30 protein-coding genes and 4 tRNA genes are annotated in these 23,515 nt (G+C 68.9%); 14 read left to right on the forward strand and 20 right to left on the reverse strand.

Annotated elements, in window-relative coordinates:
- Positions 1-112 precede the first annotated feature (112 nt).
- A complete protein-coding gene (gene carA, locus DQW50_RS00230; RefSeq protein ID WP_112077332.1) occupies positions 113-1,174 on the reverse strand; it encodes a glutamine-hydrolyzing carbamoyl-phosphate synthase small subunit in 1,062 nt (353 codons plus the stop codon).
- A gap of 265 nt (positions 1,175-1,439) precedes the next feature.
- Here carA and DQW50_RS00235 point away from each other — a divergent pair, with 265 nt between their 5' ends.
- Positions 1,440-1,853 (forward strand): Lrp/AsnC family transcriptional regulator, encoded by a 414-nt coding sequence (locus DQW50_RS00235; protein ID WP_112077333.1) that lies wholly within the window; start codon positions 1,440-1,442, stop codon positions 1,851-1,853.
- A gap of 53 nt (positions 1,854-1,906) precedes the next feature.
- Here the strand turns inward: DQW50_RS00235 and udk are convergent, their stop codons facing one another.
- Positions 1,907-2,605, reverse strand: a complete 699-nt coding sequence (udk, locus tag DQW50_RS00240) for a uridine kinase (RefSeq protein ID WP_112077334.1) — start codon at positions 2,603-2,605, stop codon at positions 1,907-1,909.
- Between the two features lie 139 nt (positions 2,606-2,744).
- Between udk and DQW50_RS00245 the strand changes: the two genes are divergently transcribed.
- The 3 genes from DQW50_RS00245 to DQW50_RS00255 all read left to right on the forward strand — a co-directional run bounded on the left by DQW50_RS00245 (position 2,745) and on the right by DQW50_RS00255 (position 4,236).
- Positions 2,745-3,362, forward strand: a complete 618-nt coding sequence (locus DQW50_RS00245; RefSeq protein ID WP_112077335.1) for a CBS domain-containing protein — start codon at positions 2,745-2,747, stop codon at positions 3,360-3,362.
- Positions 3,363-3,487: 125 nt separating this feature from the next.
- Entirely contained in the window at positions 3,488-4,093 is a 606-nt protein-coding gene (locus tag DQW50_RS00250) for an N-acetyltransferase (protein WP_112077336.1), read from the forward strand.
- Between the two features lie 69 nt (positions 4,094-4,162).
- Positions 4,163-4,236, forward strand: a tRNA-Thr gene (locus DQW50_RS00255).
- A gap of 22 nt (positions 4,237-4,258) precedes the next feature.
- On the opposite strand, the gene DQW50_RS00260 is transcribed toward DQW50_RS00255, so the two are convergent.
- From DQW50_RS00260 to mvk, 4 genes are all read right to left on the reverse strand, one after another.
- Positions 4,259-4,612, reverse strand: a complete 354-nt coding sequence (locus DQW50_RS00260) for a hypothetical protein (protein ID WP_112077337.1) — start codon at positions 4,610-4,612, stop codon at positions 4,259-4,261.
- Positions 4,609-5,646 (reverse strand): Mrp/NBP35 family ATP-binding protein, encoded by a 1,038-nt coding sequence (locus DQW50_RS00265; protein ID WP_112077338.1) that lies wholly within the window; start codon positions 5,644-5,646, stop codon positions 4,609-4,611. The genes DQW50_RS00260 and DQW50_RS00265 overlap by 4 nt, the downstream gene beginning before the upstream one ends.
- A gap of 67 nt (positions 5,647-5,713) precedes the next feature.
- Positions 5,714-6,481, reverse strand: coding sequence for an isopentenyl phosphate kinase (locus DQW50_RS00270; RefSeq protein WP_112077339.1), 768 nt, complete (start codon positions 6,479-6,481; stop codon positions 5,714-5,716).
- Complete coding sequence (gene mvk, locus DQW50_RS00275) at positions 6,478-7,494, reverse strand: mevalonate kinase (RefSeq protein ID WP_112077340.1); 1,017 nt, start codon at positions 7,492-7,494, stop codon at positions 6,478-6,480. Before mvk ends, DQW50_RS00270 begins: the two co-directional genes overlap by 4 nt.
- A gap of 81 nt (positions 7,495-7,575) precedes the next feature.
- On the opposite strand from mvk, the gene DQW50_RS00280 reads away from it, so the two are divergent.
- Positions 7,576-8,139: a mechanosensitive ion channel domain-containing protein gene (locus DQW50_RS00280; RefSeq protein WP_112077341.1), complete on the forward strand. Its 564-nt coding sequence runs from the start codon at positions 7,576-7,578 to the stop codon at positions 8,137-8,139.
- A gap of 69 nt (positions 8,140-8,208) precedes the next feature.
- Here DQW50_RS00280 and rpsB read toward each other — a convergent pair whose 3' ends face one another.
- The 13 genes from rpsB to DQW50_RS00345 form a co-directional block, all read right to left on the reverse strand.
- Positions 8,209-9,069 carry a 30S ribosomal protein S2 gene (rpsB, locus tag DQW50_RS00285; protein ID WP_112077342.1) on the reverse strand — a complete coding sequence of 287 codons (861 nt, stop codon included), beginning with the start codon at positions 9,067-9,069 and terminating at the stop codon, positions 8,209-8,211.
- A gap of 15 nt (positions 9,070-9,084) precedes the next feature.
- Positions 9,085-10,287 carry a phosphopyruvate hydratase gene (gene eno, locus DQW50_RS00290; RefSeq protein WP_112077343.1) on the reverse strand — a complete coding sequence of 401 codons (1,203 nt, stop codon included), beginning with the start codon at positions 10,285-10,287 and terminating at the stop codon, positions 9,085-9,087.
- Entirely contained in the window at positions 10,284-10,466 is a 183-nt protein-coding gene (locus tag DQW50_RS00295) for a DNA-directed RNA polymerase subunit K (protein WP_112077344.1), read from the reverse strand. The genes eno and DQW50_RS00295 overlap by 4 nt, the downstream gene beginning before the upstream one ends.
- Before the next feature lie 2 nt (positions 10,467-10,468).
- Positions 10,469-10,663: a DNA-directed RNA polymerase subunit N gene (locus tag DQW50_RS00300; RefSeq protein ID WP_112077345.1), complete on the reverse strand. Its 195-nt coding sequence runs from the start codon at positions 10,661-10,663 to the stop codon at positions 10,469-10,471.
- 12 nt (positions 10,664-10,675) lie between these two features.
- A complete protein-coding gene (locus DQW50_RS00305) occupies positions 10,676-11,074 on the reverse strand; it encodes a 30S ribosomal protein S9 (protein WP_112077346.1) in 399 nt (132 codons plus the stop codon).
- Positions 11,068-11,517, reverse strand: coding sequence for a 50S ribosomal protein L13 (locus tag DQW50_RS00310; RefSeq protein WP_112077347.1), 450 nt, complete (start codon positions 11,515-11,517; stop codon positions 11,068-11,070). The genes DQW50_RS00305 and DQW50_RS00310 overlap by 7 nt, the downstream gene beginning before the upstream one ends.
- On the reverse strand, positions 11,514-11,867 hold the full coding sequence (locus tag DQW50_RS00315) for a 50S ribosomal protein L18e (RefSeq protein WP_112077348.1): 354 nt from the start codon (positions 11,865-11,867) through the stop codon (positions 11,514-11,516). The genes DQW50_RS00310 and DQW50_RS00315 overlap by 4 nt, the downstream gene beginning before the upstream one ends.
- A 38-nt stretch (positions 11,868-11,905) precedes the next feature.
- Positions 11,906-11,990, reverse strand: a tRNA-Leu gene (locus tag DQW50_RS00320).
- A gap of 154 nt (positions 11,991-12,144) precedes the next feature.
- Complete coding sequence (locus DQW50_RS00325) at positions 12,145-12,897, reverse strand: DNA-directed RNA polymerase subunit D (protein ID WP_112077349.1); 753 nt, start codon at positions 12,895-12,897, stop codon at positions 12,145-12,147.
- Between the two features lies 1 nt (position 12,898).
- On the reverse strand, positions 12,899-13,288 hold the full coding sequence (locus tag DQW50_RS00330) for a 30S ribosomal protein S11 (protein WP_066417396.1): 390 nt from the start codon (positions 13,286-13,288) through the stop codon (positions 12,899-12,901).
- Between the two features lie 6 nt (positions 13,289-13,294).
- Positions 13,295-13,822: a 30S ribosomal protein S4 gene (locus DQW50_RS00335; protein ID WP_112077350.1), complete on the reverse strand. Its 528-nt coding sequence runs from the start codon at positions 13,820-13,822 to the stop codon at positions 13,295-13,297.
- On the reverse strand, positions 13,819-14,340 hold the full coding sequence (locus DQW50_RS00340) for a 30S ribosomal protein S13 (RefSeq protein WP_112077351.1): 522 nt from the start codon (positions 14,338-14,340) through the stop codon (positions 13,819-13,821). The genes DQW50_RS00335 and DQW50_RS00340 overlap by 4 nt, the downstream gene beginning before the upstream one ends.
- 56 nt (positions 14,341-14,396) lie before the next feature.
- Positions 14,397-14,482 (reverse strand) — tRNA-Ser (locus tag DQW50_RS00345).
- Between the two features lie 310 nt (positions 14,483-14,792).
- On the opposite strand from DQW50_RS00345, the gene DQW50_RS00350 reads away from it, so the two are divergent.
- Together DQW50_RS00350 and DQW50_RS00355 are read left to right on the forward strand one after the other, a co-directional pair.
- Positions 14,793-15,833, forward strand: coding sequence for a zinc-binding dehydrogenase (locus DQW50_RS00350; RefSeq protein WP_112077352.1), 1,041 nt, complete (start codon positions 14,793-14,795; stop codon positions 15,831-15,833).
- Positions 15,823-16,233, forward strand: a complete 411-nt coding sequence (locus DQW50_RS00355) for a hypothetical protein (RefSeq protein ID WP_112077353.1) — start codon at positions 15,823-15,825, stop codon at positions 16,231-16,233. The genes DQW50_RS00350 and DQW50_RS00355 overlap by 11 nt, the downstream gene beginning before the upstream one ends.
- A gap of 47 nt (positions 16,234-16,280) precedes the next feature.
- Here the strand turns inward: DQW50_RS00355 and DQW50_RS00360 are convergent, their stop codons facing one another.
- Positions 16,281-17,627: an RNA-guided endonuclease TnpB family protein gene (locus DQW50_RS00360; protein WP_112077354.1), complete on the reverse strand. Its 1,347-nt coding sequence runs from the start codon at positions 17,625-17,627 to the stop codon at positions 16,281-16,283.
- Positions 17,628-17,968: 341 nt separating this feature from the next.
- Here DQW50_RS00360 and cmk point away from each other — a divergent pair, with 341 nt between their 5' ends.
- From cmk to DQW50_RS00395, 7 genes are all read left to right on the forward strand, one after another.
- On the forward strand, positions 17,969-18,547 hold the full coding sequence (cmk, locus tag DQW50_RS00365; RefSeq protein WP_112077355.1) for a (d)CMP kinase: 579 nt from the start codon (positions 17,969-17,971) through the stop codon (positions 18,545-18,547).
- Between the two features lie 36 nt (positions 18,548-18,583).
- Complete coding sequence (locus DQW50_RS00370) at positions 18,584-19,687, forward strand: RNA-guided pseudouridylation complex pseudouridine synthase subunit Cbf5 (RefSeq protein ID WP_112077356.1); 1,104 nt, start codon at positions 18,584-18,586, stop codon at positions 19,685-19,687.
- Positions 19,688-19,709: 22 nt separating this feature from the next.
- Entirely contained in the window at positions 19,710-20,849 is a 1,140-nt protein-coding gene (locus DQW50_RS00375; RefSeq protein WP_112077357.1) for a succinylglutamate desuccinylase/aspartoacylase family protein, read from the forward strand.
- Positions 20,850-20,895: 46 nt separating this feature from the next.
- A tRNA-Pro gene (locus tag DQW50_RS00380) sits at positions 20,896-20,966 on the forward strand.
- A 103-nt stretch (positions 20,967-21,069) separates the two neighbouring features.
- Positions 21,070-21,312, forward strand: coding sequence for a hypothetical protein (locus DQW50_RS00385; protein ID WP_241964284.1), 243 nt, complete (start codon positions 21,070-21,072; stop codon positions 21,310-21,312).
- A gap of 112 nt (positions 21,313-21,424) precedes the next feature.
- Positions 21,425-21,730: a hypothetical protein gene (locus DQW50_RS00390; RefSeq protein ID WP_112077598.1), complete on the forward strand. Its 306-nt coding sequence runs from the start codon at positions 21,425-21,427 to the stop codon at positions 21,728-21,730.
- A gap of 106 nt (positions 21,731-21,836) precedes the next feature.
- Positions 21,837-23,453 (forward strand): hypothetical protein, encoded by a 1,617-nt coding sequence (locus tag DQW50_RS00395; protein ID WP_112077358.1) that lies wholly within the window; start codon positions 21,837-21,839, stop codon positions 23,451-23,453.
- The last annotated feature ends 62 nt before the right edge of the window (positions 23,454-23,515 follow it).

Consider the following 23,515-nt stretch of genomic DNA (forward strand, 5'->3'; position numbering starts at 1 on the left):
GTCAGTCGGGAGCGGGAACGGTCAGTCGGGAGCAGGAACGGTCGGTGGGCGATCCGGGTGTGGAAAACGGGGTCGGAACGGGGTCGGCGTCGGAGGCGACGCCGGCGCGTCCTCAGTCGGCCGCGACCGGCTGACGCGACTCCGCCAACTCGAGGACCTCGTCGAAGAAGCCGAGCGAGTCGTGTGGGCCGGGGTTCGCCTCGGGGTGGTACTGGCGGGTGATGACGTCGAGTTCCGCGCTGTCGAGCCCCTCGACGGTGTCGTCGTTGACGTTCACCTGCGTCACCTCGAGCGGGCCGGTGTCGTCGACGGTGTAGCCGTGGTTCTGTGTGGTCATCACCACCCGATCGGTCCGGAGGTCCTTGACCGGCTGGTTGACGCCGCGGTGGCCGAACGACATCTTCGCGGTCGAGCCGCCGAGCGCGCTGGTGATCACCTGCTGCCCGAGACAGATCCCGGCCATCGGCAGGTCGCCGGCGAAGGCGTCGACGACGTCGTGGGCAGCGACGAAGTTCTCCGGGTCCCCCGGGCCGTTCGAGACGAACAGCACGTCGGGTTCGACCGCCGTCACGTCCTCGGGGGTCGCGTCGTACGGGAGGACGTGGACGTCCGCGCCGCGCTCGGTGAGCGAGGAGATGATCGATCCCTTCGCGCCGCAGTCGAGCAGTGCGACGGTCGCCTCGCCGTCACCCTCGTGGACGGTCGGTTCCGAAACCGAGACGCCCGCGCCGATGTCGACGTGTGCGCTCATCGGCTCGCAGGCCTCCATCTCTTCGATCGCGTCCTCGGGAGTCGCGTCCTCGCCGGCGGCGATGCCGCAGGCCATAGCGCCCTCCTCGCGGACGGTGGTGACGATCTCGCGGGTGTCGAGGTGGTCTATCGCCGGGACGCCCTCGTTTTTGAGCCACTCGGCGACGTCGTCGGTCATCTCGCGGGCGATAGCCGCGCGGGGTTGGACGGAGTCGGACTCGAACCGTTCCGCTCGGACGCCGTAGTTCCCGATCAGGGGGTACGAGAAGGTCAACACTTGCTCGGCGTAGGAGGGGTCGGTCAGCGATTCCTCGTAGCCGGTGTACGCGGTCGTGAACACGAGTTCACCACGTGTCCGCCCCGGCGCACGGGTGCGCGCTTCGAGCACGCGTCCGTCGGCCAGCGCGATGTAGGCGTCCGACATTACGAGATACGTACGGAGGAGCCGTATTAAATGCGTCGTTCGAAGGCGAGTTACGAAATTCGTAACGCTTTCGTAGTCAGGGCGGCGGCCGCTCGGGCGAGTCCTTCGTTGCCCACGGAACTCCCGACGGCCCGTCCGTTCACGTCGGGGCGGTCGCGCCGAAACTGGCTACGAACATCGCACTCGTATCGACGTTTGTCTGTGGAGTTCGAAGGGCTGTTACGATGTTCGTAAGCCGTAAGTCGTCGCCGTCCCTTCGCGCCGTATGGACGACCTCGACCGCCGGATCCTCTCGATCCTGCGACGGGACGCGCGAACCCCCTACACCGAGATCGCGGACCGCGTCGGCACCTCCGAGGGGACGGTACGCAACCGCGTCGACCGAATGACCGAGGAGGGGGTCATCGAGCGCTTCACGGTGACCACCCGGACCGGCAACGTGAAGGCGATGATCGAGATCTCAGTCGAGATGAACGTCGACACCGCGGCGGTCGGCGAGCGCATGGTGGAGTGGGAGGAGGTCGACTTCGTCTGGCAGGTCTCCGGCGAGGACGACATCGTCCTCGTCGTCGACGCGGTCGACACCCGCGCCGTCAACGAGCTCATCACGCAGGCGCGCGAGTTGGACGACGTCAAATCCACGAAGACCCGACTGATCCTGGACGAGCGGCTCGGGTGATCGTGACGGAGCGGTCGGGGTGATCGTGACGGAGCGGTTCGGACGGCCACGGCTCACTTCTCGGCGTCGAGATCGGGCGAGCGCTTCTCCGCGAGTTCGCGCTCCAGACTCCCGCGTTCCCAGTTTCGCACGGCGTTCCCCTCGATCTCGGCGTGGAGTTTCTCCTCGATGAGGTTGACCGCCACGCTGTTCGCCCCCTCCGGGATGATCAGGTCCGCGTGGCCTTTCGTCGGCTCGATGAACCGCTCGTGCATCGGTTTCACCGTCGAGAGGTACTGGTCTATCACCCCCTCCAGGTCGCGGCCGCGCTCGAGCACGTCGCGGCGGATCCGCCGGAGGATCCGCACGTCCGCGTCCGTCTCGACGTACAGCCGGAGGTCCATCATCCGGTTTATCTCCTCGTCGTGGAGCGCGAGGATCCCCTCGAGCACGATGACGTCGGTCGGCTCGACGGTCACGCGTTCCTCCTTCCGGTTGTGTACCTCGAAGTCGTACTGCGGCATCTCGACGGGCCGGCCCTCCAACAGCGTCTCGAGGTGCTCGCGGAGGAGCTCCCACTCGAAGGCGGAGGGATGGTCGTAGTTGACCGCCCTGCGTTCCTCGACGGAGAGCTCCGAACGGTCCTCGTAGTAGTTGTCGAGGGGGATCCGCGTGACGGCGTCGCCGAGGTTCTGCGTGACGAGCCGGGAGACCGTCGTCTTGCCCGCGCCGGTCCCCCCCGCGATGCCGATCACGAACGAGGGTATGGCCATGTCCACGTTCCGACGCCGGGGCGTTTCAAGGCTCCCTTTCGCCCCGCGTCCCGCCCTTTTGCCGAACCACATCGTACGACCGGGGGCGTGATAACGGTACCGGGGGCAGTTTTTAGCCGTTCGCCGCCGATCCGCGAGTATGCGCATAGATACCACGGTTCGTGACGTGATGCATCGGGAGTTCCTCGGGGTCAGCGAGTCGGATCCGCTCGCGGACGCGGCCGCGTTACTGGTCGAGGAGGGAACCGACTGCCTGGTCGTCCTCCGCGGCGGGGAGGCCGTCGGTCGGCTCGCTGCCCGCGACGCGCTCGCGGCCGTCCTCGAGGACGACGTCGACGACGCGACCGTGGGATCGGTGATGCGGCCGCCGCTCCCCACCGTCGCGCCCGACGACGGGGTTCGGGCCGTCGAGGAACGGCTGGTCGCCGAGGGGGTCGACCGCGTCGTCGTCGTGGTCGACGGCGAGGCGGTCGGGGTCGTCACCGCGCGCGACTCGCTCGCTGTGGGCGCTGTGCGGGAGGATGACCCCGCCGAGGAGCCGGCGGTCGACGCCGACGCGCGGAACGGCGCGCGTCTCGAAACGACCCGGGCGGGGACCGCGGACGCGGCACCGGGGTCCGACCGGGCACGGACCGCGTCCTCGACGGACGCCGCCGGGTCCCCCACGCAGGGGGTCTGTGAGGTGTGTGGCACGCTCGCGCCGGAGCTCGCGGACGCGAACGGACAGGCTATCTGCCCGAACTGTCGGGAGGTGTGACGTCCCCGGGGACGGCCGACCCGCCGAAGCGACGCCCCGCCAGCCCGTCCGAGAACTCGCAACTCCTCCCGGACCCGAACCGAACGAGCGGCAGGTAAAAACGTCACGCGGCGCTATCACGGACCGTGTCGAACCCAGAGGGACCGCGGATCGTCGCCCCGACGATCGACGACGTCGAGACGATCACTGACCGGTGGGTCGAACTCGCCCGCGACCAGCGTCGGCACGGGTCGACGTTGCTCGCGTCGGAGAACCGGTCCGCGGTCAGGGAGTGGGTCGCCCGGAGCGTCGTCACCGGCGAACTGCTCGTGGCGCGGGGCGGGGAGGGGGACGGTGAAGGGGGCGACGAGGAGACTGACGGAACGGGCGACGAGGAGACTGACGGAACGGGCGACGAAGGGGACGGCGGGAAGGACGACGAAGAGGGCGACGAGGCGGTCGACTCGGGACCGATCGTCGGGTTCGTTGCGTTCTCGATCGAGCGCGAGGGGTACGAGCGCGACCGCACGCGCGGCGTCGTGAGCAACCTCTTCGTGTCGCCGTCGCGCCGCAGTGAGGAGATCGGGTCGGCGCTGCTCGCGGCGGCCGAGCGTGAACTCGTCGAGGCGGGCGCGGACGCGGTCGCGTTGGAGGCGCTCGCGGACAACGAGCGGGCGCGATCGTTTTACGCGGACCGCGGCTACGACCTCCACCGGGTCGAACTCCGAAAGGAGATCGCCGACGGGGAGTGAGCCGGACCGCCCCGGGAGGTTCGCCGAAAGCGACACGCACTCATACGAGCGCCGAGAACGCCCGCCTGTGCCAGGGGAGCATGGGTGGTTCATGCACTCGACTTGTAATCGAGACTTCCGGGGTTCGAATCCCTGCCCTGGCTTCCGCGCCGTCCACGACCTCGACTACCGCTCGATCCCGCCCTGTTCTTTGATCCGCATGATGTGGCGGACGTTGAGGTAGATCTCCTCCGGCGAGGTCGACTCCGCGGGGTCGTACAGGTCCGACACGCGATACAGCACCGCCGAGAGCTGTTTGCTCTCCGAGCTGTCGCCGCGCACGTCGGCTGCGACCTCCCGGAGGAACTCGCGGACCGCTGCGTCCGCGGGGAACTCCGCGACAGCCGCCTCCGACGCCGACTCTGGGACCACGGGGTCAACGCCGGCGGCCTCGAGCGGGTCCGCGGGATCCGACGAGTCAGCGGGCGCGGCGTCGGGATCCGGTCGCGCCTCCCTGCCCGCCTCCTCGTCCCCGGTCATCGACCCTCGGTCACCTCGCGGCGGCGCACGACGCCGGCGTTGTTCGCGACGTTCTCGACGAGCACCCGGAACGCGTCGGCGGTGTCGCCCTCCCCTAACACGACCGGCGCGCCGTCGTCACCGCCGGTCCGGACGGCCGGGTCGAGCGGGATCCCGCCGAGGAACGGCAGGTCGTGGTCGGCCGCGAGCGCCTTCCCGCCACCGGAGCCGAATATCTCGTGGAAGCCGCCGCAGTCCGGACACCGGAACCCGGCCATGTTCTCGGCGATCCCGAGCACGTTCGTGTCGTGTTTGCCGAACATCCGGAGGCCCTTCACGGCGTCGTCGAGCGCCACGTCCTGTGGCGTGGTGACGATCACCGCGCCCGTCAGCGGTAGCGTCTGGAGGATCGTGAGCTGGGTGTCGCCCGTCCCCGGCGGCAGGTCCATCACGAGGTAGTCCAACTCGCCCCACTCGACGTCCTCGACGAGCTGGGTGATGATCTTGTGGACCATCGGGCCGCGCCAGATGACGGGGTCGTCCTCGCCGGTGAGGAAGTCCATGCTCATGAGTTTCACTCCGTACCGCTCTGGCGGGACGATCGTCTCACCGTCGGTCTGCGGGCGCTCCTCGGCGGCGACCATCCGCGGGACGTTCGGGCCGTACACGTCGGCGTCGAAGAGCCCGACCCGCGCGCCGAGCTCGGACAGCCCGGCCGCGAGGTTCACCGCCACCGTCGACTTCCCCACGCCGCCCTTCCCGGAGGCGACCGCGATCACGTTCTCGACCCCCGGAAGGACCTGCTCGCCCGCCGAGAGATCGTTCGGGACCGACGCCGACAGCTCCACGTCGAGGTCGGTGTCCGCGAGCGCCGCCCGTACGTCGTCGGCGATCGTCGACTCGTGCGGCGAGAACGGCGCGCCGAGCGCCAGCGAGACGTGGACCGTCCCCCCGTCGAGATCGATCCCGTTCACCAGCCCCAACGAGACCACGTCGTCCCCGAGGTCGGGATCGGCCACCGCCCGCAACCGCTCTCTGACGTCCGCTTCGTTCATGCCCGAGAGGAGGGCGGTGACTCGAATAAGGGTTCGGTACGCCGATCGAACCGGATCGGACGACGAGTCAATCGATCCGCGTCCCCGGCGTCCCCCCGCGAAGGAACGCCTCGAGCCCGTCCGGGCCGAAGACGGACGCCGGCGCGTCGAGCGCGAGCAGTGCCCGGACCTTCGCTGTCATACCGCCGGAGACGTCCGTCGTGTCGCTCGCGCCGAGCGCGTCGGCCACCGACTCGAAGTCGTCGATCGTCGGGATCACCGACCCGTCGTCGTCGAGGACGCCGGGAACCGTCGAACAGACGCCCACACGGTCGGCTCCGAGCCCCACGGCGAGTTCGACGACGAGTTCGTCGCCGGAGACGACCGTCACCCCCTCGCCGGCGGTCGCGACCCCGTCGCCGTGGAGGACGGGAACGAACCCCTCCCCGAGCAACGTCGCCGTCGAGGAGAGCGGGAGGTCGAGGTCGCCGTCGGTCCCCCCGGGTCGCGCCGCGAGCGAGAGCGGGTGGACGGGGACGGCGGGCACGTCGCGGTCGTGAAGCGCAGCGAGGACGGCCCGGTTGAGCGTCGCCATCGCGCCGTGAACGTCCGACACCGCGCCGGGATCGCGGGTTCCCGTCGTCGTCGAGACCCCGTGTTCGCTGGCGTGGTGGTGGCCGAAGCTCCCGCCGCCGTGGACCACGACGAGCCGGCCGACCGCGCCGCTATCGAGCGCGTCGGCGATCGCGTCGGCGGCGGCCGCGAGCGCCGGCTCGTCCACCGTCTCGGGGCGGTCCTTCTCCGTGATCACGCTCCCGCCGAGCTTGAGCACGAGGGGCGGATCGTCGGCGGTCACCGTTCCGCCACCCGGACGCCCTCGGTCGCCAACTCGGCGCGGAACGCCTCCTCACAGCCCTGCGTGAACGAGAGTGCGGTCGGCGTCTCCTCGGTCGGATCGAGCGCGACGATACAGCCGCCGCCGCCGGCCCCGGTGAGCTTCGCGCCGTGTGCCCCCGCGTCCCGGGCCGCCCAGACCATCGCGTCGAGCGAGCGCGCCGAGACCCCGAGCGCGGACAGAAGGCCGTGGTTGAAGTCCATCAGATCGCCCAGTTCCTCGAGTAGCTCGCGGGAGGGGTCCGCCTCGGGAACGGCGTCGGCCAACAGCTCCTCGCCGTCGCGGACGATGTCGCCGATCGCCCGGACGGTGTCGGCCGCGAACCGGTACTCCTCGCGGAGCTCGCGGACCCCGGCGACGAGCTGGCCGGTGTCGCCCGCGCCGCCGTCGAAGCCGATCACGAACGGGAGGTTCGGCGCGTCGATCGGCTCGCAGTCGTCGCCCTCGACGCGGACGGCTCCGCCCATCGTCGAGCAGAACGTGTCCGCCCGCGAGGCCTGCCCCTCCTGGACCTCGAACTCGGCGCGGTAGGCGCGGTCGGCCAGCTCCCGCCGGTCGAGCGGCTCGCCGAGCGCGCGGGTCGCCGCGTCGATCCCCGCGACGACGACGGCGGCGGACGAGCCGAGGCCCGCACCCAGCGGGATCTCGCTTTCGACCGTGATGTCGAAGCCGGCGCCGGGTGCGTCGGCCGCCGAGCGGGCCTGCCGAACCGCGGCGTCGACGTACCCCATCGCGGCCTCGACGAGCGGCGCGGGCGCGTCGAGGTCGGGACGCTCCCCCGTACTGCCGGTGTACTCGACGGTGAACCCGTCGAGAGAGAGGTCCTCGGCGGTGACGCGGACGTGGTCGTCCTCGCGTGGTTCGGCGGTCACTCGCGCCCGGCGCTCTATCGCCGCCGGCACCGCGGGCTCGCCGTAGACGACGGCGTGTTCGCCGAAGAGGTACACCTTCCCCGGCGCTTCACAGACGGTCATGTCCCCCACTCACCCCGAGGGCTTACAGGCGTTGCGCTTGGCGGACCGTACCTTTTCACCCCCGGCCCCCGTCGTGCCCCCATGACCTCGATCGGATCGCTGATCGTCGGGTCGTTCACCGACTTCCTCGACGACGTCGTCGCCGTGGTCCCCCGACTCCTCTCGGGGATCGTCTTCCTCGTGCTGGCGTACGTGACGGTGCGGGTCGTCCTCGCGGTCGTCCGGTCGTCGGTCGAGCGGGTGTACGTCGGCGACCGCGAACTGGTCGGCGACCTCCTCGTCACGCTCCTGGCCGTCTTCCTCTGGTTCGGCGTCGCGCTCACCTTCCTGAAGGTCGTCGGCATGGGCGAGATCGCGGCGAGCCTCGGCACCGCGGTCGGCTTCATCGCGCTCGGCATCTCCTACGCGCTCTCCGAGATGATCGAGGACACCGTCGCGGGCGTCTACCTCCTCCGCGATCCCGACTTCAACGTCGGCTACCGCGTCGAGGCGAAGGGGGTGACCGGCACGGTCGCATCGATCGAACTCCGCAAGACCCGGATCGACACCGACGACGGCGACCGGGTCGTGCTCGCCAACAGGGAGATCGAGTCGCGGTGGACCCACGACGTGCCGGACGCCGGAGCCGGTTCCGACGACGGATAATCGACGGCCCCGTCGCTCGGCGGGGATCGATCGGCGGTAAAAACGCGAGTCGAACTCGAAGGCGCCGGCTTACAGCTCGTCCTCGAAGTCCTCGAGGGCGAAGACGGTGTCCGCGCCGCGGCGGTCGAGCGTCTCGTTGGCCAGGAGCCAGTAGACGACCGACAGCGCGCGTCGACCCTTGTTGTTCGTCGGGATGACGAGGTCGACGTTCGACAGCTGGTTGTTCGAGTCACACATCGCGATCACGGGGATGCCGACCGTGATCGCCTCCTTGACGGCCTGGGCGTCGCCGATGGGGTCCGTCACCACGACCACGTCCGGCTCGATGTAGCCGGCGTAGTCGGGGTTCGTGAGCGTGCCGGGGATGAACCGGCCGGTCCGCGCGCGGGCGCCGACCGCGTCGGCGAACTTCTGGGCCGGGAACCGGCCGTACTGGCGCGAGGACGTGACCAGGATCTGCTCGGGGTCGTAGTTCGCGAGGAAGTCGGCGGCCGTGCGGATCCGACCGTCAGTCTCGCTCACGTCGAGCACGTAGAGCCCGTCGTCGCGGACGCGGTGGATGAACCGCTCCATGTCCTTCGTCTTCTGTTGGGTCCCGATGTGGACACCAGCGGAGAGGTAGTCCTCGACGGGGATGAGCAGGTCGACGTCGTCGTCCGGCATGACGTCGTCGTCGAACGGGGAGGCCGCCTCCTCGTCGGCCTCGGCGTCCGTCCCGTCGGCCTCGGCGTCCGCCCCCTCGGCCTCGGCGTCCGTCTCGACCGCGTCGTCCGCGGTTTCGGTCTCGGTCTCGGCGTCGGCGGAGGCCCCCTCGGCACCCGCGTCGGCGGTCGATTCCTCGGTCGTGTCGGCCTCCTCCTCGACGTCCGCGTCGACCGCCTCGGTCTCGGCGTCCTCGTCGAGTTCGACCGCGTCGTTGTCTTCACTCATGCGTCGTGTAGTCCGTCATACCGCGTCGTCCGCGATGCGGATCAGTTCGTTCAGCTTGGCGGTGCGCTCGCCGCCGACCGTGCCCGTCTTGATGTAGGCGGCGTCGGTCGCCACGGCGAGGTGTGCGATGGTCGTGTCCTCGGTCTCGCCCGAGCGGTGGGAGATGACGCTCTCCATGCCGTTCCGGGTCGCGAGCTCGACCGCGTCGAACGCGTCCGAGAGCGTCCCGATCTGGTTCGGCTTGATCAGGATGCTGTTGGCCGCGCCCACGTCGATCCCCTCGCGGAGCCGTTCGACGTTGGTGACGAACAGGTCGTCACCGCAGACCAGCGTCCGGTCGCCCACCCGGTCGGTGAGCTCCGCGAACGCCTCGTAGTCGTTCTCGTCGAGCGGGTCCTCGACGTACGCGAGGTCGTACTCCTCGACGAGGTCGGCCATGTACGCGACCTGTTCGTCGGTCGAGCGCGTCTCCTCGCCGTAGACGTACGCGTCCGCCTCGTCGTCGTACAACTCGGAGGCCGCCACGTCGAGCCCGAAACGGACCTCGAAGCCGACATCCGCTTCGACGCGGTCGACGGCCTCCTCGACTACCTCGAACGCCTCCGCGTCCGATATCGGCGGGGCCCACGCCCCCTCGTCGCCCTTCGCTGCCGGGACGCCGCGCTCGTCGAGCACGTCGGCGACCGCCGAGTGGACCGCGGCGTTCGCGAAGACGGCCTCCGAGACGCTCGGCGCGCCGACCGGCACAGCGAGGAACTCCTGGATGTGCGTCGCCTCCTTGGCGTGCTCCCCGCCGCCGACGACGTTACCCAGCGGGACGGGGAAGTTGTCGCCGCGGAACGCGCCGCCGAGGTGCTGGTACAGCGGCGCGCCGAGTACGTCGGCGCCGGCCTTCGCCGCCGCCATCGAGATCGCGACCGCGCTGTTCGCGCCGATCGCGGAGAAGTCGTCGGTGCCGTCGGCAGCGCGCAGCGCGCCGTCGATGGACCGCTGGTCGCCGGCGAACAGCCCTTCGAGACGGGGAACCGCGCGCTCCCGCGCCTTCGCGATGGACTCCTCGGCGGGCAGTTCGATCGCCTCGAACTCGCCGGTCGACGCGCCGCTCGGGGCGGCTGCCCGACCGAAGCCGCCGGACTCGGTGAGCACGTCCGCCTCGACCGTCGGGTTGCCCCGGGAGTCGAGGATCCGGCGCAACGAGACGCTGGTGATACGGGTCATGCGTCGGCTTCCCTCCGGACGGTGAAGGGGAGCGCACCCGCGTCGTACTCCTCCGCAGCGACGAGGATCGGCTCCGTCTGGTTCGTCTCGATCAGCACGGGGGCCCCGTAGGACACCTGTAGGGCGCGTGCCCCGAGGATCCGCGCTTTCTCGTACCGATTGTATCTCTGTGCTGACATTGTTACTGGTACGGCGAGACGACGTCGACGAGATCCCGGTGGCTCACCAGCATCCGCCGACAGCAGTGTCGGTTCACGCCGAGGTCGTCGAGCACCTCGCCGGGGTCCTCGTCCCCCTCGCGAGCGCGCGCTTTGAACTCCTCCCAGTGTTCGCCCACGACGTTGCCGCACGTGAAACACCGGACGGGGATCATCATGACTGGATCACCTCAGCGGTAGGACTTCTGGTAGCGGGCACGCGCGCCGGGTCCGCCCCACTTCTTGGGTTCGGACTGGCGCACGTCGTTGACCAGCAGGGTGCGGTCGAAGCTCATGTACGCGTCGCGCAACTCGGCGTCGCCGAGGTGCTGGACGAGCCCGCGGGCGATGGCGGTCCGCGTCGCGTCCGCCTGGCCGCTGAACCCGCCGCCCGCCACGTCGACGTCGATGTCGACGTCGTCGCGGAGCGCCTCGCCGGCGATGCGGAACGGCTCCAGCATCTTGAGGCGCGCCTGCTCCGGTTCGACCAGCTCGATCGGCTGGGAGTTGATTCGAACGCGACCCTCGCCGTCGCGCACCGTTGCGCGGGCGACGGCCGTCTTCTTCTTGCCCGAGGTGTTAGTTACCATGTGACGTTAGCTCCCAGGGACTCGGAGACGTCCCCGAGCGTGGTGAACTTGATGTTCGAGAGTCGGTCCAGCGACGTGTCCTCGAGGACGACCGCCTCGGCGTCCTCGTCGCGCTCGTAGGGGTTGCCCACGTAGACGCGGACGTTCGAGAGCGCCTCGCGGCCGTCCTCGCTCTTGTACGGCAGCATCCCGCGGATGGCCCGCTTGAAGATGCGGTCCGGACGTTTCGGGTAGTACGGCCCGCTGTCCGAGCCGAGGTTCGCGCGGGTGTGGTAGGTGTCCATCGTCGCCTCCTCGTTGCCGGTGATCACCGCGTGCTCCGCGTTGACCACCGCGACCGTCTCCCCGTCGAGGGCGCGCTGGGCGACCTTCGAGGAGACCCGACCCAGGATACAGTCCCGGGCGTCGACGACGACGTCGGCGTCGACCTTCGCGAGGCTCATCGGATCACCCGGACGTTCCCGCCCTCGGGGTTTCGGTCGACGAACCGTGCGAGCGACACCGCCTCGCCGGCCTGGTCGATCTTCGTGCGGGCGGTGCCCGAGAAGTCGACGGCGGCGACGGTGACGTTCTTCTCCAAGACGCCGCTGCCCAGCACCTTGCCGGGAACGACGACCGTCTCGTCTTCGTTTGCGTACCGTTCGATGCGACTCAGATTGACCTCGGCGTGGGTACGCCGTGGCTTCTCCAGTCGGTCGGCGACGTCCTGCCATACGTTGGCACCGGAGTCACGCGAGACCGACTTGAGATCGGCGATGAGGTTCTGTAAGTTCGGATTCGTCTTGCTACTCATAGCTGTCCCTCCCTGTGGGGGGTTCCTGAAAAGCGGAGTGCAGGGAGCAGGATTTGAACCTGCGGACCTCTACAGGACAGCGCCCTGAACGCTGCGCCGTTGGCCTGACTTGGCTATCCCTGCGTGCACTCCTGGGTACTCCGGCTCCCTTCAAACCACTTTCGGTCCCGCCGCTCGCGGCGATCCCGACGTCCGGGACCGCCCCGCCCGACGGGACGACGCCGACGCTCGCGAACGGGGCGAGCGCCGGGTGGGTGGTTTGAAGCGCCGGCATACCTTAGACCGCGACCTTCGTTCGAAGTTCGTCCGCGCGCTCCTCGAGGGAGTCGATCGCGCGGAGCAGCAGTTCCTCGACCGTGAACGAGCCGTCCGTCTCGATGTGGAAGACGAACGCGCCGGGGACGTCCTCGACGCGCACTTCCTTCCCGGGATACCGCTCCGAGAGGTCGTTACCGAACTCGTCGGTGGCGACGACCTCGCCCTCCGGCGTCTCGATGACGCCACGGAGGATTCGCGGCTCCTCCTCGTCGAACTCGCCACGGTCGCCCGTGATCGAGACGCGCTGGAGGTGTCTGTAGCCGACCGAGACGCCGCCCTGGTGTTTGGCGTGCTCCTTGCCGGCGTCGAGGACCGCGTCGGCCTCGAACTCCAGCCGCTGTCCCTCCTTCAGTTCGACGATCGGGATCTTCTCGTCGGCGGGCACGACCATCGGCTCCGCGGACTCGATGTCCCCGGAGTAGGCGGTCGCCGGCCCCTCGACGTCGAGCGCGAGCGTGACGGTGTCGCCGGTCTCGAACTCGTCGAGCGGCGTCGTCAGCGGAACGAGCCCTAACCGCAGCCCGATCATCTCGTCGAACATCACGGAGGAGTTCTCGACGAACCGCACCGTGTCGATCGAGAACGTCGGGACGTCGGCGATCATCGCCCGGCGGATGCCGTTGGCGAACGCCGGGGTGAGCCCGCGGATCAGTACCCGCGCGCTGCGATCGTCCCGTTCGACGTACTCCACGTCGAAGTCGGCTTCCGTCATGTCAGACTCGCTTGTTCTTCGGCGCCTTCGTCCCGTCGTGCGGGATGGGCGTGACGTCCTCGATGCGACCGATCTCGACGCCGGCACGCGACAGCGCGCGGATCGTCGCCTGCGCGCCGGGACCGGTCGACTTGTTGAGGTTGCCGCCGGGGCCACGAACGCGGACGTGGACGCCCTCCAAGCCAGCCTCCTTGACCCGCTCGGCGACGACCTCGGCCATCTGCATGGCGGCGTACGGCGACGCCTCGTCTCGGTTCTGCTTCACCACGGTGCCGCCGGACGACTTGGCGATCGTCTCGGCGCCCGTCTCGTCGGTGACCGTGATGAGCGTGTTGTTGAACGACGCGTACACGTGGGCGATGCCCCACTTTCCGTCCTCGGATCCACTCATAATTGGTTACTCCTGTGACTCCGCGCGCTCGGGGTGGAGATCGTCCGCGAGCGGGCTGTTCTCGTCGAAGGCGATGGCGCCCTCGTCGCTCACGTCGACCTTCACCGAGGGGCGCGTTACGCGCGCGCCGTCGACGGTGACGTGTCCGTGAACGATGAACTGGCGGGCCTGCTGTGTCGAGGAGGCGAATCCCTGTCGGTACGCCACCGTCTGGAGGCGGCGTTCGAGCAGGTCCGTCACGTCGAGCGACAGGACCGCCGAGATGTCGTCGTTGTCGCCGAGCACGCCGATCCTGCGCAGTCGCGCGACGAACGCCGCGCCGGCGTCCTGTGCGGCCTCGACGTCACCCTGGGCCTCGCCGAGGAGGCGTCGCGCCTCCCGGCGCATGCGACGCAGTTCCGACTGCGCCCGCCAGAGCTCCTCTTTGTTCTTCAGGCCGTACCGCGAGAGGAGGTCGGACTCCTCGGCGATCCGCTCGCCCTGGTACGGGTGGTTCGGCGTCTCGTAGCCCTTGGTGTTCTTGCCGGTGCTCATTCCTCGTCACCCGCCTCTTCTTCGGCCATCTCCTCCCGGATCTCCTCGACGTTGACGCCGATGGTCCCCTCGGTCCGGCCCGTGGACTTCGTCCGCTGGCCGCGGACCTTCTGGCCGCGCTTGTGTCGGACGCCTTTGTACGATTCGATCTGCTTCATCCGGTTGATGTCGTGACGCCGCTTCTCGTTGACGTCGGTGCCGACGAGGTGGGTCGTCTCCCCGGTGAAGAAGTCGTTCTGTCGGTTGGTCATCCATGACGGGACGTGGTCCTCGAGGTTCTCGGCGACGTCGACCACCGCCTCGATCTCCTCCTCGTCGAGGAGCCCGAACGTGGACGTTCGGTCCACGCCGGCCTCCTCGGCGACCAGCCGCGCCATGCGCGTGCCGATACCGTTGAGTTCAGATAGGCTTCGCTCGACCGTCTTCGTCCCGTCGAGGTCCGCGCCCCCGATCCGAACGAAGTACTGGAGGTCTTCGGCCTCCTCCGGCGAGTCGTCCTGTGATTCTTCCGTGCTCATGTGTTGATCGCAGTGAGCCCTACCGGCGCGATCCGGCGGTGCTCGGTCGTTTCGAGCGTTGCGGCGGGGATTCGAACCCCGGAGGCAGTGACGCCACAGAGTTAGCAACCCTGCGCCTTGGGCCAGGCTTGGCTACCGCAACTCGCGTCGTATCGTCGCCCTCTCGGACTCGGGGCCCGGCACCCCTGCAGTTCGTGCGTCCGGATCAACTCCGCTTCGGTACTTAAACGTCACGAAAGCCCCGGACGAGTGGTTCTCGGTCCCACGGGTAATCCAGGCACCGAGCCCCACGAAGACGACGATGCCGACCCCCGCGACGACGACGCGCCGACCCCCGCGACGACGCACCGAGCCCCACGAAGACGACGCACCGAGCCCCACGAAGACGACGCACCGAGTACCCTTCCGACGCATGGCGTACTGTTTAGTGGTCCGCCGCGGTGACTGTCCCCATGAAGGCCGTCCAGTTCGACGCCCACGGCGACCGCGACGTGATCGAGTACGGCGAGTTCCCCGACCCCGAGCCGGACCGGGGGGAGGTGCTCGTCGACGTCAAGGCCGGGGCGTTGAACCACCTCGATATCTGGACCCGCCGCGGGCTCCCCGGCGTCGACCTGGAGATGCCGCACGTCCCCGGCAGCGACGCCGCCGGTGTCGTCGAGGCGGTCGGCGAGGGCGTGACGCGGTTCGAGCCCGGCGACCGCGTCGCGGTGAGCGCCGGCGTCGGCTGTGGCGACTGCGAGTTCTGCCGGGACGGCGAGGAGTCGCTGTGCGCCTCCTTCCACATCATCGGCGAGCACGTCCGCGGCGTCCACGCCGAGACGGCCGCGGTGCCCGCCGACAACCTCGTCCCCGTCCCCGACGGGGTCGACTGGGAGGTGGCCGGCTCCGCCTCGCTCGTCTTCCAGACCGCGTGGCGCATGCTCCATACACGCGCGGACGTCGAAGCGGGAGAGAGAGTCCTGGTGCTCGGCGCGTCCGGCGGCGTCGGTCACGCTGCGGTCCAGATCGCCGACCACGCGGGCTGTGAGGTGTTCGCGACCGCCTCCACCGAGGAGAAGCTCTCGCACGCCGAGGACTGCGGCGCGGACCACGCCATCGACTACGAGGCTGTCGACTTCGCCGAGGAGGTCGCCGAACTGACCGGGAACCGCGGGGTCGACGTCGTCGTCGACCACGTCGGCGCGGCGACGTACCCCGACTCGCTGAGGTCGCTGGCGAAGGGCGGCCGGCTCGTCACCTGCGGGGCGACGACCGGCCCGAACCCGGACGCGGGGCTCAACCGGATCTTCTGGAACCAGCTCTCCGTGATCGGCTCGACGATGGCGACGCCGGGCGAGGTCGACGACGTCCTCGAACTCGTCTGGGACGGCACCTTCGAACCGCGGGTCCGCGAGACGCTCCCGATGAGCGAGACTGCCCGCGCACACGGGATGATCGAGAACCGTGAGGGCTTTGGCAAAGTGGTCCTGATACCCGACAGTGAGCTCTGAGACCGACACGGACGCCGGATACGTCCACACCCCGAGCGACGGCGACGCCGGATCCGCGGACCCCGGCGCAAAAGCGGAGGGATCCGCAACCGGGACCGCGACCGCGACCGACGACGATCGGGACCCGACCGCCGAGATCGCGGGAGGGACCGCCGGCGATGCGGAGCCGACCGCCGGCGACGCGGAGCCGACCGCCGACGGCTTCGGGCGAAAGGGGTGGGCGCTGACCGCCGTGTTGTTCGTCTGCGTCCTCGTCATCCCCGGGATCATCTACGCGTACCCGTACGCGGCCGGGGCGTTCGGGCTCACGTTCTTCGCGACGTACCTCGCGCTCCCGCTCGTCCCAGCGGTCCTCCTCGGCCTCGTCGCGGTCTGGTCGATGACGGCCGCGACCGAATGACATCCTCCCCGGCGTGAACGCCGGGGTTTCCTCCGTGGGAGTCTCGGCTATGCCGATTCCCCGGAGGCAACATTCCCGTCACGGTGGACGGTACTCGGGTCTGTGCGCTGTTCTTTGGGACGTTCGTGAGGGTATGGTATCCCCGACCAATCATGGTCATCCCACTCGAACCGCACGGGCCGTGCCATCGGCCTGACTGCCTGCTCAGCGTGCCGTCTCAGGAACGTTTCCGACGCGGTGAGGTCGGCGTGGCCCTCGAACCCGCACGGGCAGGTGAGCGTGTCCTGATGCCGTGTGGTGCGGTCTGTGCTGCCGCACTGCGGGCACTCTTGGCTGGTCCACGCTTCCGACCGCACTTCGACCGTGAGACCGTATTCTTCGGCGGTACACGCCAGCCGTTTGGTAAATTTCTCGAACGCCCAGAAGTTGTGCGTCTTGGCGTTGGTCTCGACCGACCAGTGCGTGTCCAGCACGTCAGTCAAGCCACCGATATACACCGTGTCCACACCGTCCTTGTACAGACGTTCCAGCAGGTCACGACACAGTGCCTCTTCGGCGTGGTCGCGGCGGCGGGTTCGCTTACGGTACAGCCGCCGGATACGCTTGCTACTGTACTGGCCTTCTTCGAGTTTCGACTGCAACCGGGCGATTTCTCGTGTCGTCTCGCGGAACCGCTGGAACAACTCACGGCCCTCATACAGGTATTGCTCGCCGGCCGTTGTGGTACAGGCGACGAGATTGTTTGCACCAATATCCAGAGCGGCCGTCTCGTCAGCCAGTGGAATTGCCCGTACACCGTCAGAAACAGTCACGGGTTGCGAAGCTCGGAAGGTGCTGTCTGTCTCGTCGTACCACAAGTCTAACCGGCCCTGTTTCTCGTACTCGGGCCAATTCGGGTTGCCAGCGATTTCCAGCCGGAGACGTCCGGTGTGGCCGTATCGGTCTTTCAATTCGTTCCCGACCAGTATTTCGAGCCGGGAGCAGTCTCCCCATTCGATGGTGTACGACGTGTTCCGGATGACTGTATGCAGTTTTCGTCCGTCGTCTTTGTTGCCCCAGAACCCCGGTGGTTCCGGGTGTTCAGTGACTGACGTATTCGACTCGTCGTGATACTTGTTTTTCGTATCGAAGAACCCACGCCATGCTTCGGAGTTCTTCCGTATCACTTGTTGGGCGGTGGACGCACCAAGCACGCCTTTGTACGTGCCTTCGAGTCGGCCAGTATCAGCGTCCCACACGTCCTCGTCTTCGTAGCCTTCTTCGTCGTTGTACCGCATGAGGCGTTCGTAGTTAGCCTCGTTCCAGAGAGCGGCAGAAGCGTCCAACAACTCCCGTAGCAGTTGCTCTCCCTTGTTGGAGAGCGGGCGCACGGCGAACGTGTTGGTGCGCTTCACGACAACAGATTATTATACTTTTAGTCTTAAAGTCTTTTCGTCATGCGACCCAACATCGATATTTCACACACGCTCGGTGGCCGAGTCAAAGACTACGCGGAAGCGAACGATTTGGACCTTTCGGAAGCCTATACTGAGGTTTTAGAAGCAGGTCTGGAAGCGTTGGAGACTCAGGACCAGCAGTAGCGGACGGGTTCCCAGCGGAGCTTACGCGATTCACGCCCGCCGTGAACGGCGGAACTCTCTCGCTGTTGAAAGGTAGCACGCGAGGACCGTCCACGCGGCCGGCGGTCCCGGACGCGAACGGCAACCGTTTTGAACGGCCCTGCCGGAGGGTGGATATGTTGATCACCGTCTCCGGTCCGCCGGGGAGCGGGAAGAGCACGAACGCCGCGGGGCTCGCCGAGGCGCTCGGGCTCGACCACGTCTCCGGCGGCGACATCTTCCGGGAGATGGCCGCCGACCGCGGCATGACCCCCGTCGAGTTCAACGAACACGCCGAGGACGACGGCGACATCGACCGCGACCTCGACCGCCGGCTCCGCGAGATCGCGACGACCAGCGAGGCGGTCGTGCTCGAGTCGCGGCTGGCCGGCTGGCTCGCCGGCGAGCACGCCGACCTGCGCTTCTGGTTCGACGCCCCGGTCGACGTCCGCGCCGAGCGGATCGCCGACCGGGAGGACAAACCCGTCTCGCAGGCCCGCGAGGAGACGCTCCGCCGCGAGGCCTCCGAACGGAAGCGGTACCTCGAGTACTACGACATCGACATCGACGACCTCTCCATCTACGACGCTGCCTACAACACCGCCCGCTGGGGACCCGACCCGTTCCTCGACGCGCTCGTCGCCACGGTCGAGGCGTACGACGCCGACGTCGACGAGGGGAAGGTCCCGATCGAGGGGGTCTCCTACGACTTCTGAACGCCGACGACCCCGGAACCACGGACTGACACCCAGATGACCGACGACACCGACGACACCACGGCCGGCTCCACGACCGCCGACGCCGACCCCGGACCCGCCGACTCCGGCTCCACGACCGCCGACGCCGACCCCGGACCCGCCGACTCCGGACCCGACGACCCGCTCCGAGCCCCGCCGGGGGAGCGGTCGGTCCCGGAGCTGTTGCGGTTCGGCGTCGTCAACGTCGACAAGCCCGCGGGACCCTCTTCACACCAGCTCTCCGCGTGGGTGCGCGACGCGATAAACGACGCGCTGGCGACGCTCGACCCCGACGGTCCGCGGATCGACGGCGTCGCCCACGCGGGCACGCTCGACCCCAAGGTGACCGGCTGTCTCCCGACGCTCACCGGCACCGCGACCCGGATGGCCCAGGTCTTCCTCGAGGGGTCGAAGGAGTACGTCTCGGTGCTGGAGCTCCACGGTCCCGCGCCGGCGGACTTCCGGGACGTCGTCGCGGAGTTCGAAGCCGAGATCTACCAGAAACCGCCCCGGAAGAGCGCGGTCACCCGCCGGCTCCGGACCCGGACGGTCCACGACCTCGACGTGCTCGAACTCGCGGAGCGACGCGCCCTGCTCCGGATCGGCTGTGAGTCGGGGACGTACGTCCGCAAACTCTGTCACGACCTCGGGCTCGCCGTCGGCGTCGGCGCACACATGGGCCACCTCCGTCGGACCGCCACGGACCCCTTCGACGACCGGGACCTCCACACGCTCCAGGACCTCGTGGACGCGCTCGCGTGGGCCGAGGCGGGTGACGACGGGTTCCTCCGGGAGGTCGTCCGCCCCGCCGAGGACGCGTTGGCCCACCTCCCGTCCGTGACGATCGCGCCCTCCGCAGCGCGCAACGTCGCCACCGGGGCCCCCGTCTACGCGCCCGGTGTGATCGACAGCGACCCGGACGCGTATCGCGACCCGGACGCGTATCGCGACCCGGACGCGTCGGACGCAGTCCCGGAATCGGAGCGGGACGCCGACGCGGACGCCCCGCTCGTCGCCTGTTTCACCCCGAACGGGACCGCGGTCTGTCTCGGCCGGCTCGTCGGCGACCCGGACGCCGATTCGGGAACGGTCGTCGCGCTCGAACGCGTTCTTTTATGAGTCCGGCGGGAGCGGTCCGCCCATGGAAGCCGACCGCCGACTCGAACTCGGAAGCGCGAGTGCGGACCCCGGAACCGTCGACCGCGGGTGGCTCGAGGTCGCCGACCTCCCGACGGGAACCCCCGAACGGCTCCCCGTGGTCGTCGCCAACGGGGCCGACCCGGGCCCGACGCTGTGGCTGACTGGGGGCGTCCACGGCGACGAGGCGACCGGGATCGCCGTGGTGTTGGAGACGATGGACGCGCTCGTCGCGGACCCGGCGACCCTGCGCTCGCTCGCGGGGGCGGTCGTCGCGGTCCCGGTCGTCTCGCCCGCCGGCCTCCGCCGGAACGCCAGACACACCTACTACGACGACGAGGACCCGAACCGGCACTTCCCCGACGCCGACGCGGAGTCGGCGCGTCCGCCGAAGCTTCAAGAACGGATCGACACACAGCTCTACCGAGCGATCGTCGGCGAGGGCGAAGTGGGGTCGGGGCCCGTCGCTGCGGACGCCCTGATCGACTGTCACACCGCGGGCGTCGGCAGCGAGCCGTTCGCGATCCGTGACCGGGTCCTGTACGGCGACCGTCGAAGCGAGTCGACAGCGGAGACGCTGGCAACCGACCTCGAGTCCGTCGTCGACGCCTTCGGTTTCCCGACGCTGACGGAGTACCCGGCTGTGGAGTACGTCGAGGAGGACCTCCAGCGCTCGCTCGCGGGGGCCGTCCTCAACGAGGCCGGGATCCCGGCGTTCACCGCCGAACTCGGCGCACACGGCGTCGTCGACGACCGCCTCGTCGCCGGCGGCGTCGCCGGCGCGTTCGCGGTCGCCGTCGAGCGCGGCCTGCTCGCCCCCGACGACGTCCCGGCGGACGTCGACGAGCCCGGAACCTACGTCGACGACGCGCCGGTCGAGTACCCCGTTCGGCGCTATCGCGGCCCGACGACGGACGTCTCGGGGCTCGTTCGTCACCGTGTCGACGCGGGCGAGGTGTTCTCCGAGGGGGACGTCCTCGCGGACGTCGTCTCGGCGACGGGCGAACCGAGGGGGACCGTCGAGGCCGACCACGACGGGTACGTCGTCTCGCGGTGCGAAGGGCTGGCCGTCTACGAGGGCGACCCGGTCGCGAGCCTGGCGGTGCGCGAGGACGGCGACCTCGTCGTGCCCCGCGACGAGTGAAACGAAGTCCTTAATTACGCGACGGTCGTCCCTCCGAGTGCGACCCGGGACCGTGGGGTAGTGGTATCCTCTGCGGATGGGGTCCGTAGGACCTGAGTTCGACTCTCAGCGGTCCCATACGAAATAAACTGTTTCTCGTCCGAAGAGCCCCTGCTATCGGTACACGGGGGCTCGTTCGAAATACTGCGGAGACCGTCCGTCAAACGGGGGGTGTTCCTACGTGATCCCCCTCGATCGGGATCTGCGACGTAACCGATGTCGGTTCTGCGAGGAGTACGTTCCGGCCGACTTCCGACGGGTCCACGGCGACGAGGACGATCTGGCTCACCGGTGCCCCGAGTGTGACTCGTGGATCCGGATCTGTGAGGGAAGCTCGGCCGGAAAGGACGTGTCGACGCCGGACCCACAGACCAGCCCCTCCCGAAACGCGGGCGAGCCGTGGAACGGGGGGCTCTCGGGATGACGCCGTTCGTCCGCGCGAGCCGGCTGTACGACCCGGTTCACGGTCCGCGTGACGGCGTTCGTGACGCCGCCCGGCTTCGGTGGGAACGCGACGCCGAACGGAGGCGGTCGGCGTGACTCGCGATCGGAGCGGAGAGGCGGCCGCGATCTTCACGAGCCACGGGGTTCTCGACGCGGTGACGACGGTCCTCGCGGCTCGAGCGGTCGGCCCGAACGCGGAGGCGAACCCGGTCGTTCGCGAGTTGCTCGCGATGGGCGAGCTCGCGACGATCGTCGGTATCTGTGCTTGTGTTGCGGTCGCGGCCGCCGCGTGGCCGACCGCCGCCGACGCCGTCGACGCCCCCGGATGGATCGGGTTCGCGATCGCGACGGTCGGCGCGATCGTCGCTGTGGTGAACCTGGTGGTGGTGGTCGCGTGAGCCGAACCTGTGAGACGTGCGGCCGCGCTCGCCCGTCGGTTCGGGTTCGTCTCGGCGACCGCGTCGAGTGTGCCGGTTGCTATCTCGACCGCGAGGTGCGCTCGCGATGAAGGCGGTCGCGACCGCCCCGCACGAGTACATGGCGAACTACGTCTACCCGGAACTCCGGGCGTGGTTCGGTGCCGCCCGACTCGTCGACGCGACGGGGAGCCGGCGCGGGAGCTTCCGGCTCGAGGGCGAGAAGTGGCACGTCACCCTGTCGTACCAAGAGTCGGGACTCGCCCCGCCCGAGGGCGGCGAGACGCCGGACGGGACGCGCGTCGAGTTCGACACGCTTCGGGAGTTCCGGCTGAACGCGGTCGTCGACGACGAGGTGGGCGAGCGGAAGGTGAAGGCCCTGATCCAGCCGCGGTGGCACGGACTCCAATCGAAGGAAGGGGGTTCAGTCGCCCGGCCGATGTGGGACCTCGGCGACGCGGTGAACGTCCGGGTGAACGCGTCGAACGTCGAGTTCGACGTCGTGGAGACGGTCATCCAGCGGGCGGCCGGCGCGGTGACACTCGATCCGATGTACTTCGACGACCGCAACGACGAGTACAGCGTCGTGATCGACACAGCGCGGTACGTCCGGCTCGATCGCGACGTGTCCGGGCCGGTCCACGCCCGCGAGGGGCCGCTCGCGCGGATGGGCCACCTCCTCGAGAGCGATCGCTCGGGGTACCGGAAGGTCGTCCAGGACGATACCGAGCGGGCGGGCTACTACCACACGGTGACGCTCGGGCCGAAGCGGGTCCGCGAGTGTTTCCCGGACCACCGGGTGCCGAAGGAGATGAAACACTACTACGCGAGGAACGCCGAATCGATGCCGGACGACCACCCGCTCGCACATCCGAAGGTCGAAGCGTCCTATCAGTCGAGTCGGTGGGACGAGACGCTCCGGCCGACCGACCACGATCTCCTCGCCGACGAGCTGGAGGAGGCGGTGCTCGCGACGCTGAACGAGGCGGGGCTTCCCACCCAGCGGATCGACGACGACGGTCCCGGCGGCGGGCGGACGTTCGTCCCCGATGCGTACTTCGACGCGGAGACGGTCGACCGCTCGCGGGTGCTCCCGTTGAACCTCGAGCGCGTCGAGAGCGACCAGCGGAACGTGGTCGTTCGCCAGCTCGCCGACGGGCTCTCTCCCGTCGAGTGGGACTCGCTGAAAACACTCGTCGCCGACGGCGGAGACGTGTCGCCGGCGGAGATCGCGGAGGAACACGACTGGCACCCCGACAGCGTCCGACGGGGGCTTCGACGGATCGAGGACATGGTGGTCCGCGAGCAGGGATCCGTGGCGTTGCGGTCCCATCACGTCGCCGAGCAGGTGGTCGAAGCGCTCGAGTCCGCCCGCGTCGGCGTGCGGAACGCGATGGGTGCGGCGGCGAACGCGGTCCAGAACGCCGAGCGGAAGTCGCTCGACGACCGGACGGACGAGCTGATCGCGTTCTGCCAGGCGAACGGTATCCACGTCCAGGAGCGTGACGCCCGGCTCCGGGTGAAGATGGGCTACCTCGGCGGCGAGTCCTGGTCGGAGCTGGTCACGCGGCTGAAGCGGTACTGGGTCGACGCCGGGCGTGACCCGGAGCGCCTGAAGGAAGCGGAGACGCACTACCGCGACGACGCGGGACCGAAGATCCGGACGGCACGCGGGGCGTGGGGGGTGGGTCGGAAACTCGGCTGAGCCAGCCCCTCGTGAGTGGCAACACTACCCTGACCCTCTTTTCGCGACACTTTTCGCCGGGT

The organism is Halorubrum sp. 48-1-W, assembly GCF_003287355.1.
Taxonomy (GTDB): domain Archaea; phylum Halobacteriota; class Halobacteria; order Halobacteriales; family Haloferacaceae; genus Halorubrum.

Bases quoted from the DNA above. Each gene is read 5' to 3' on its own strand.
- carA (WP_112077332.1), bottom strand. From the start codon at position 1,174: ATGTCGGACGCCTACATCGCGCTGGCCGACGGACGCGTGCTCGAAGCG.
- DQW50_RS00235 (WP_112077333.1), top strand. From the start codon at position 1,440: ATGGACGACCTCGACCGCCGGATCCTCTCGATCCTGCGACGGGACGCG.
- udk (WP_112077334.1), bottom strand. From the start codon at position 2,605: ATGGCCATACCCTCGTTCGTGATCGGCATCGCGGGGGGGACCGGCGCG.
- DQW50_RS00245 (WP_112077335.1), top strand. From the start codon at position 2,745: ATGCGCATAGATACCACGGTTCGTGACGTGATGCATCGGGAGTTCCTC.
- DQW50_RS00260 (WP_112077337.1), bottom strand. From the start codon at position 4,612: ATGACCGGGGACGAGGAGGCGGGCAGGGAGGCGCGACCGGATCCCGAC.
- DQW50_RS00265 (WP_112077338.1), bottom strand. From the start codon at position 5,646: ATGAACGAAGCGGACGTCAGAGAGCGGTTGCGGGCGGTGGCCGATCCC.
- mvk (WP_112077340.1), bottom strand. From the start codon at position 7,494: ATGACCGTCTGTGAAGCGCCGGGGAAGGTGTACCTCTTCGGCGAACAC.
- DQW50_RS00280 (WP_112077341.1), top strand. From the start codon at position 7,576: ATGACCTCGATCGGATCGCTGATCGTCGGGTCGTTCACCGACTTCCTC.
- rpsB (WP_112077342.1), bottom strand. From the start codon at position 9,069: ATGAGTGAAGACAACGACGCGGTCGAACTCGACGAGGACGCCGAGACC.
- eno (WP_112077343.1), bottom strand. From the start codon at position 10,287: ATGACCCGTATCACCAGCGTCTCGTTGCGCCGGATCCTCGACTCCCGG.
- DQW50_RS00295 (WP_112077344.1), bottom strand. From the start codon at position 10,466: ATGTCAGCACAGAGATACAATCGGTACGAGAAAGCGCGGATCCTCGGG.
- DQW50_RS00300 (WP_112077345.1), bottom strand. From the start codon at position 10,663: ATGATGATCCCCGTCCGGTGTTTCACGTGCGGCAACGTCGTGGGCGAA.
- DQW50_RS00305 (WP_112077346.1), bottom strand. From the start codon at position 11,074: ATGGTAACTAACACCTCGGGCAAGAAGAAGACGGCCGTCGCCCGCGCA.
- DQW50_RS00310 (WP_112077347.1), bottom strand. From the start codon at position 11,517: ATGAGCCTCGCGAAGGTCGACGCCGACGTCGTCGTCGACGCCCGGGAC.
- DQW50_RS00315 (WP_112077348.1), bottom strand. From the start codon at position 11,867: ATGAGTAGCAAGACGAATCCGAACTTACAGAACCTCATCGCCGATCTC.
- DQW50_RS00325 (WP_112077349.1), bottom strand. From the start codon at position 12,897: ATGACGGAAGCCGACTTCGACGTGGAGTACGTCGAACGGGACGATCGC.
- DQW50_RS00330 (WP_066417396.1), bottom strand. From the start codon at position 13,288: ATGAGTGGATCCGAGGACGGAAAGTGGGGCATCGCCCACGTGTACGCG.
- DQW50_RS00335 (WP_112077350.1), bottom strand. From the start codon at position 13,822: ATGAGCACCGGCAAGAACACCAAGGGCTACGAGACGCCGAACCACCCG.
- DQW50_RS00340 (WP_112077351.1), bottom strand. From the start codon at position 14,340: ATGAGCACGGAAGAATCACAGGACGACTCGCCGGAGGAGGCCGAAGAC.
- DQW50_RS00350 (WP_112077352.1), top strand. From the start codon at position 14,793: ATGAAGGCCGTCCAGTTCGACGCCCACGGCGACCGCGACGTGATCGAG.
- cmk (WP_112077355.1), top strand. From the start codon at position 17,969: ATGTTGATCACCGTCTCCGGTCCGCCGGGGAGCGGGAAGAGCACGAAC.
- DQW50_RS00370 (WP_112077356.1), top strand. From the start codon at position 18,584: ATGACCGACGACACCGACGACACCACGGCCGGCTCCACGACCGCCGAC.
- DQW50_RS00375 (WP_112077357.1), top strand. From the start codon at position 19,710: ATGGAAGCCGACCGCCGACTCGAACTCGGAAGCGCGAGTGCGGACCCC.
- DQW50_RS00395 (WP_112077358.1), top strand. From the start codon at position 21,837: ATGAAGGCGGTCGCGACCGCCCCGCACGAGTACATGGCGAACTACGTC.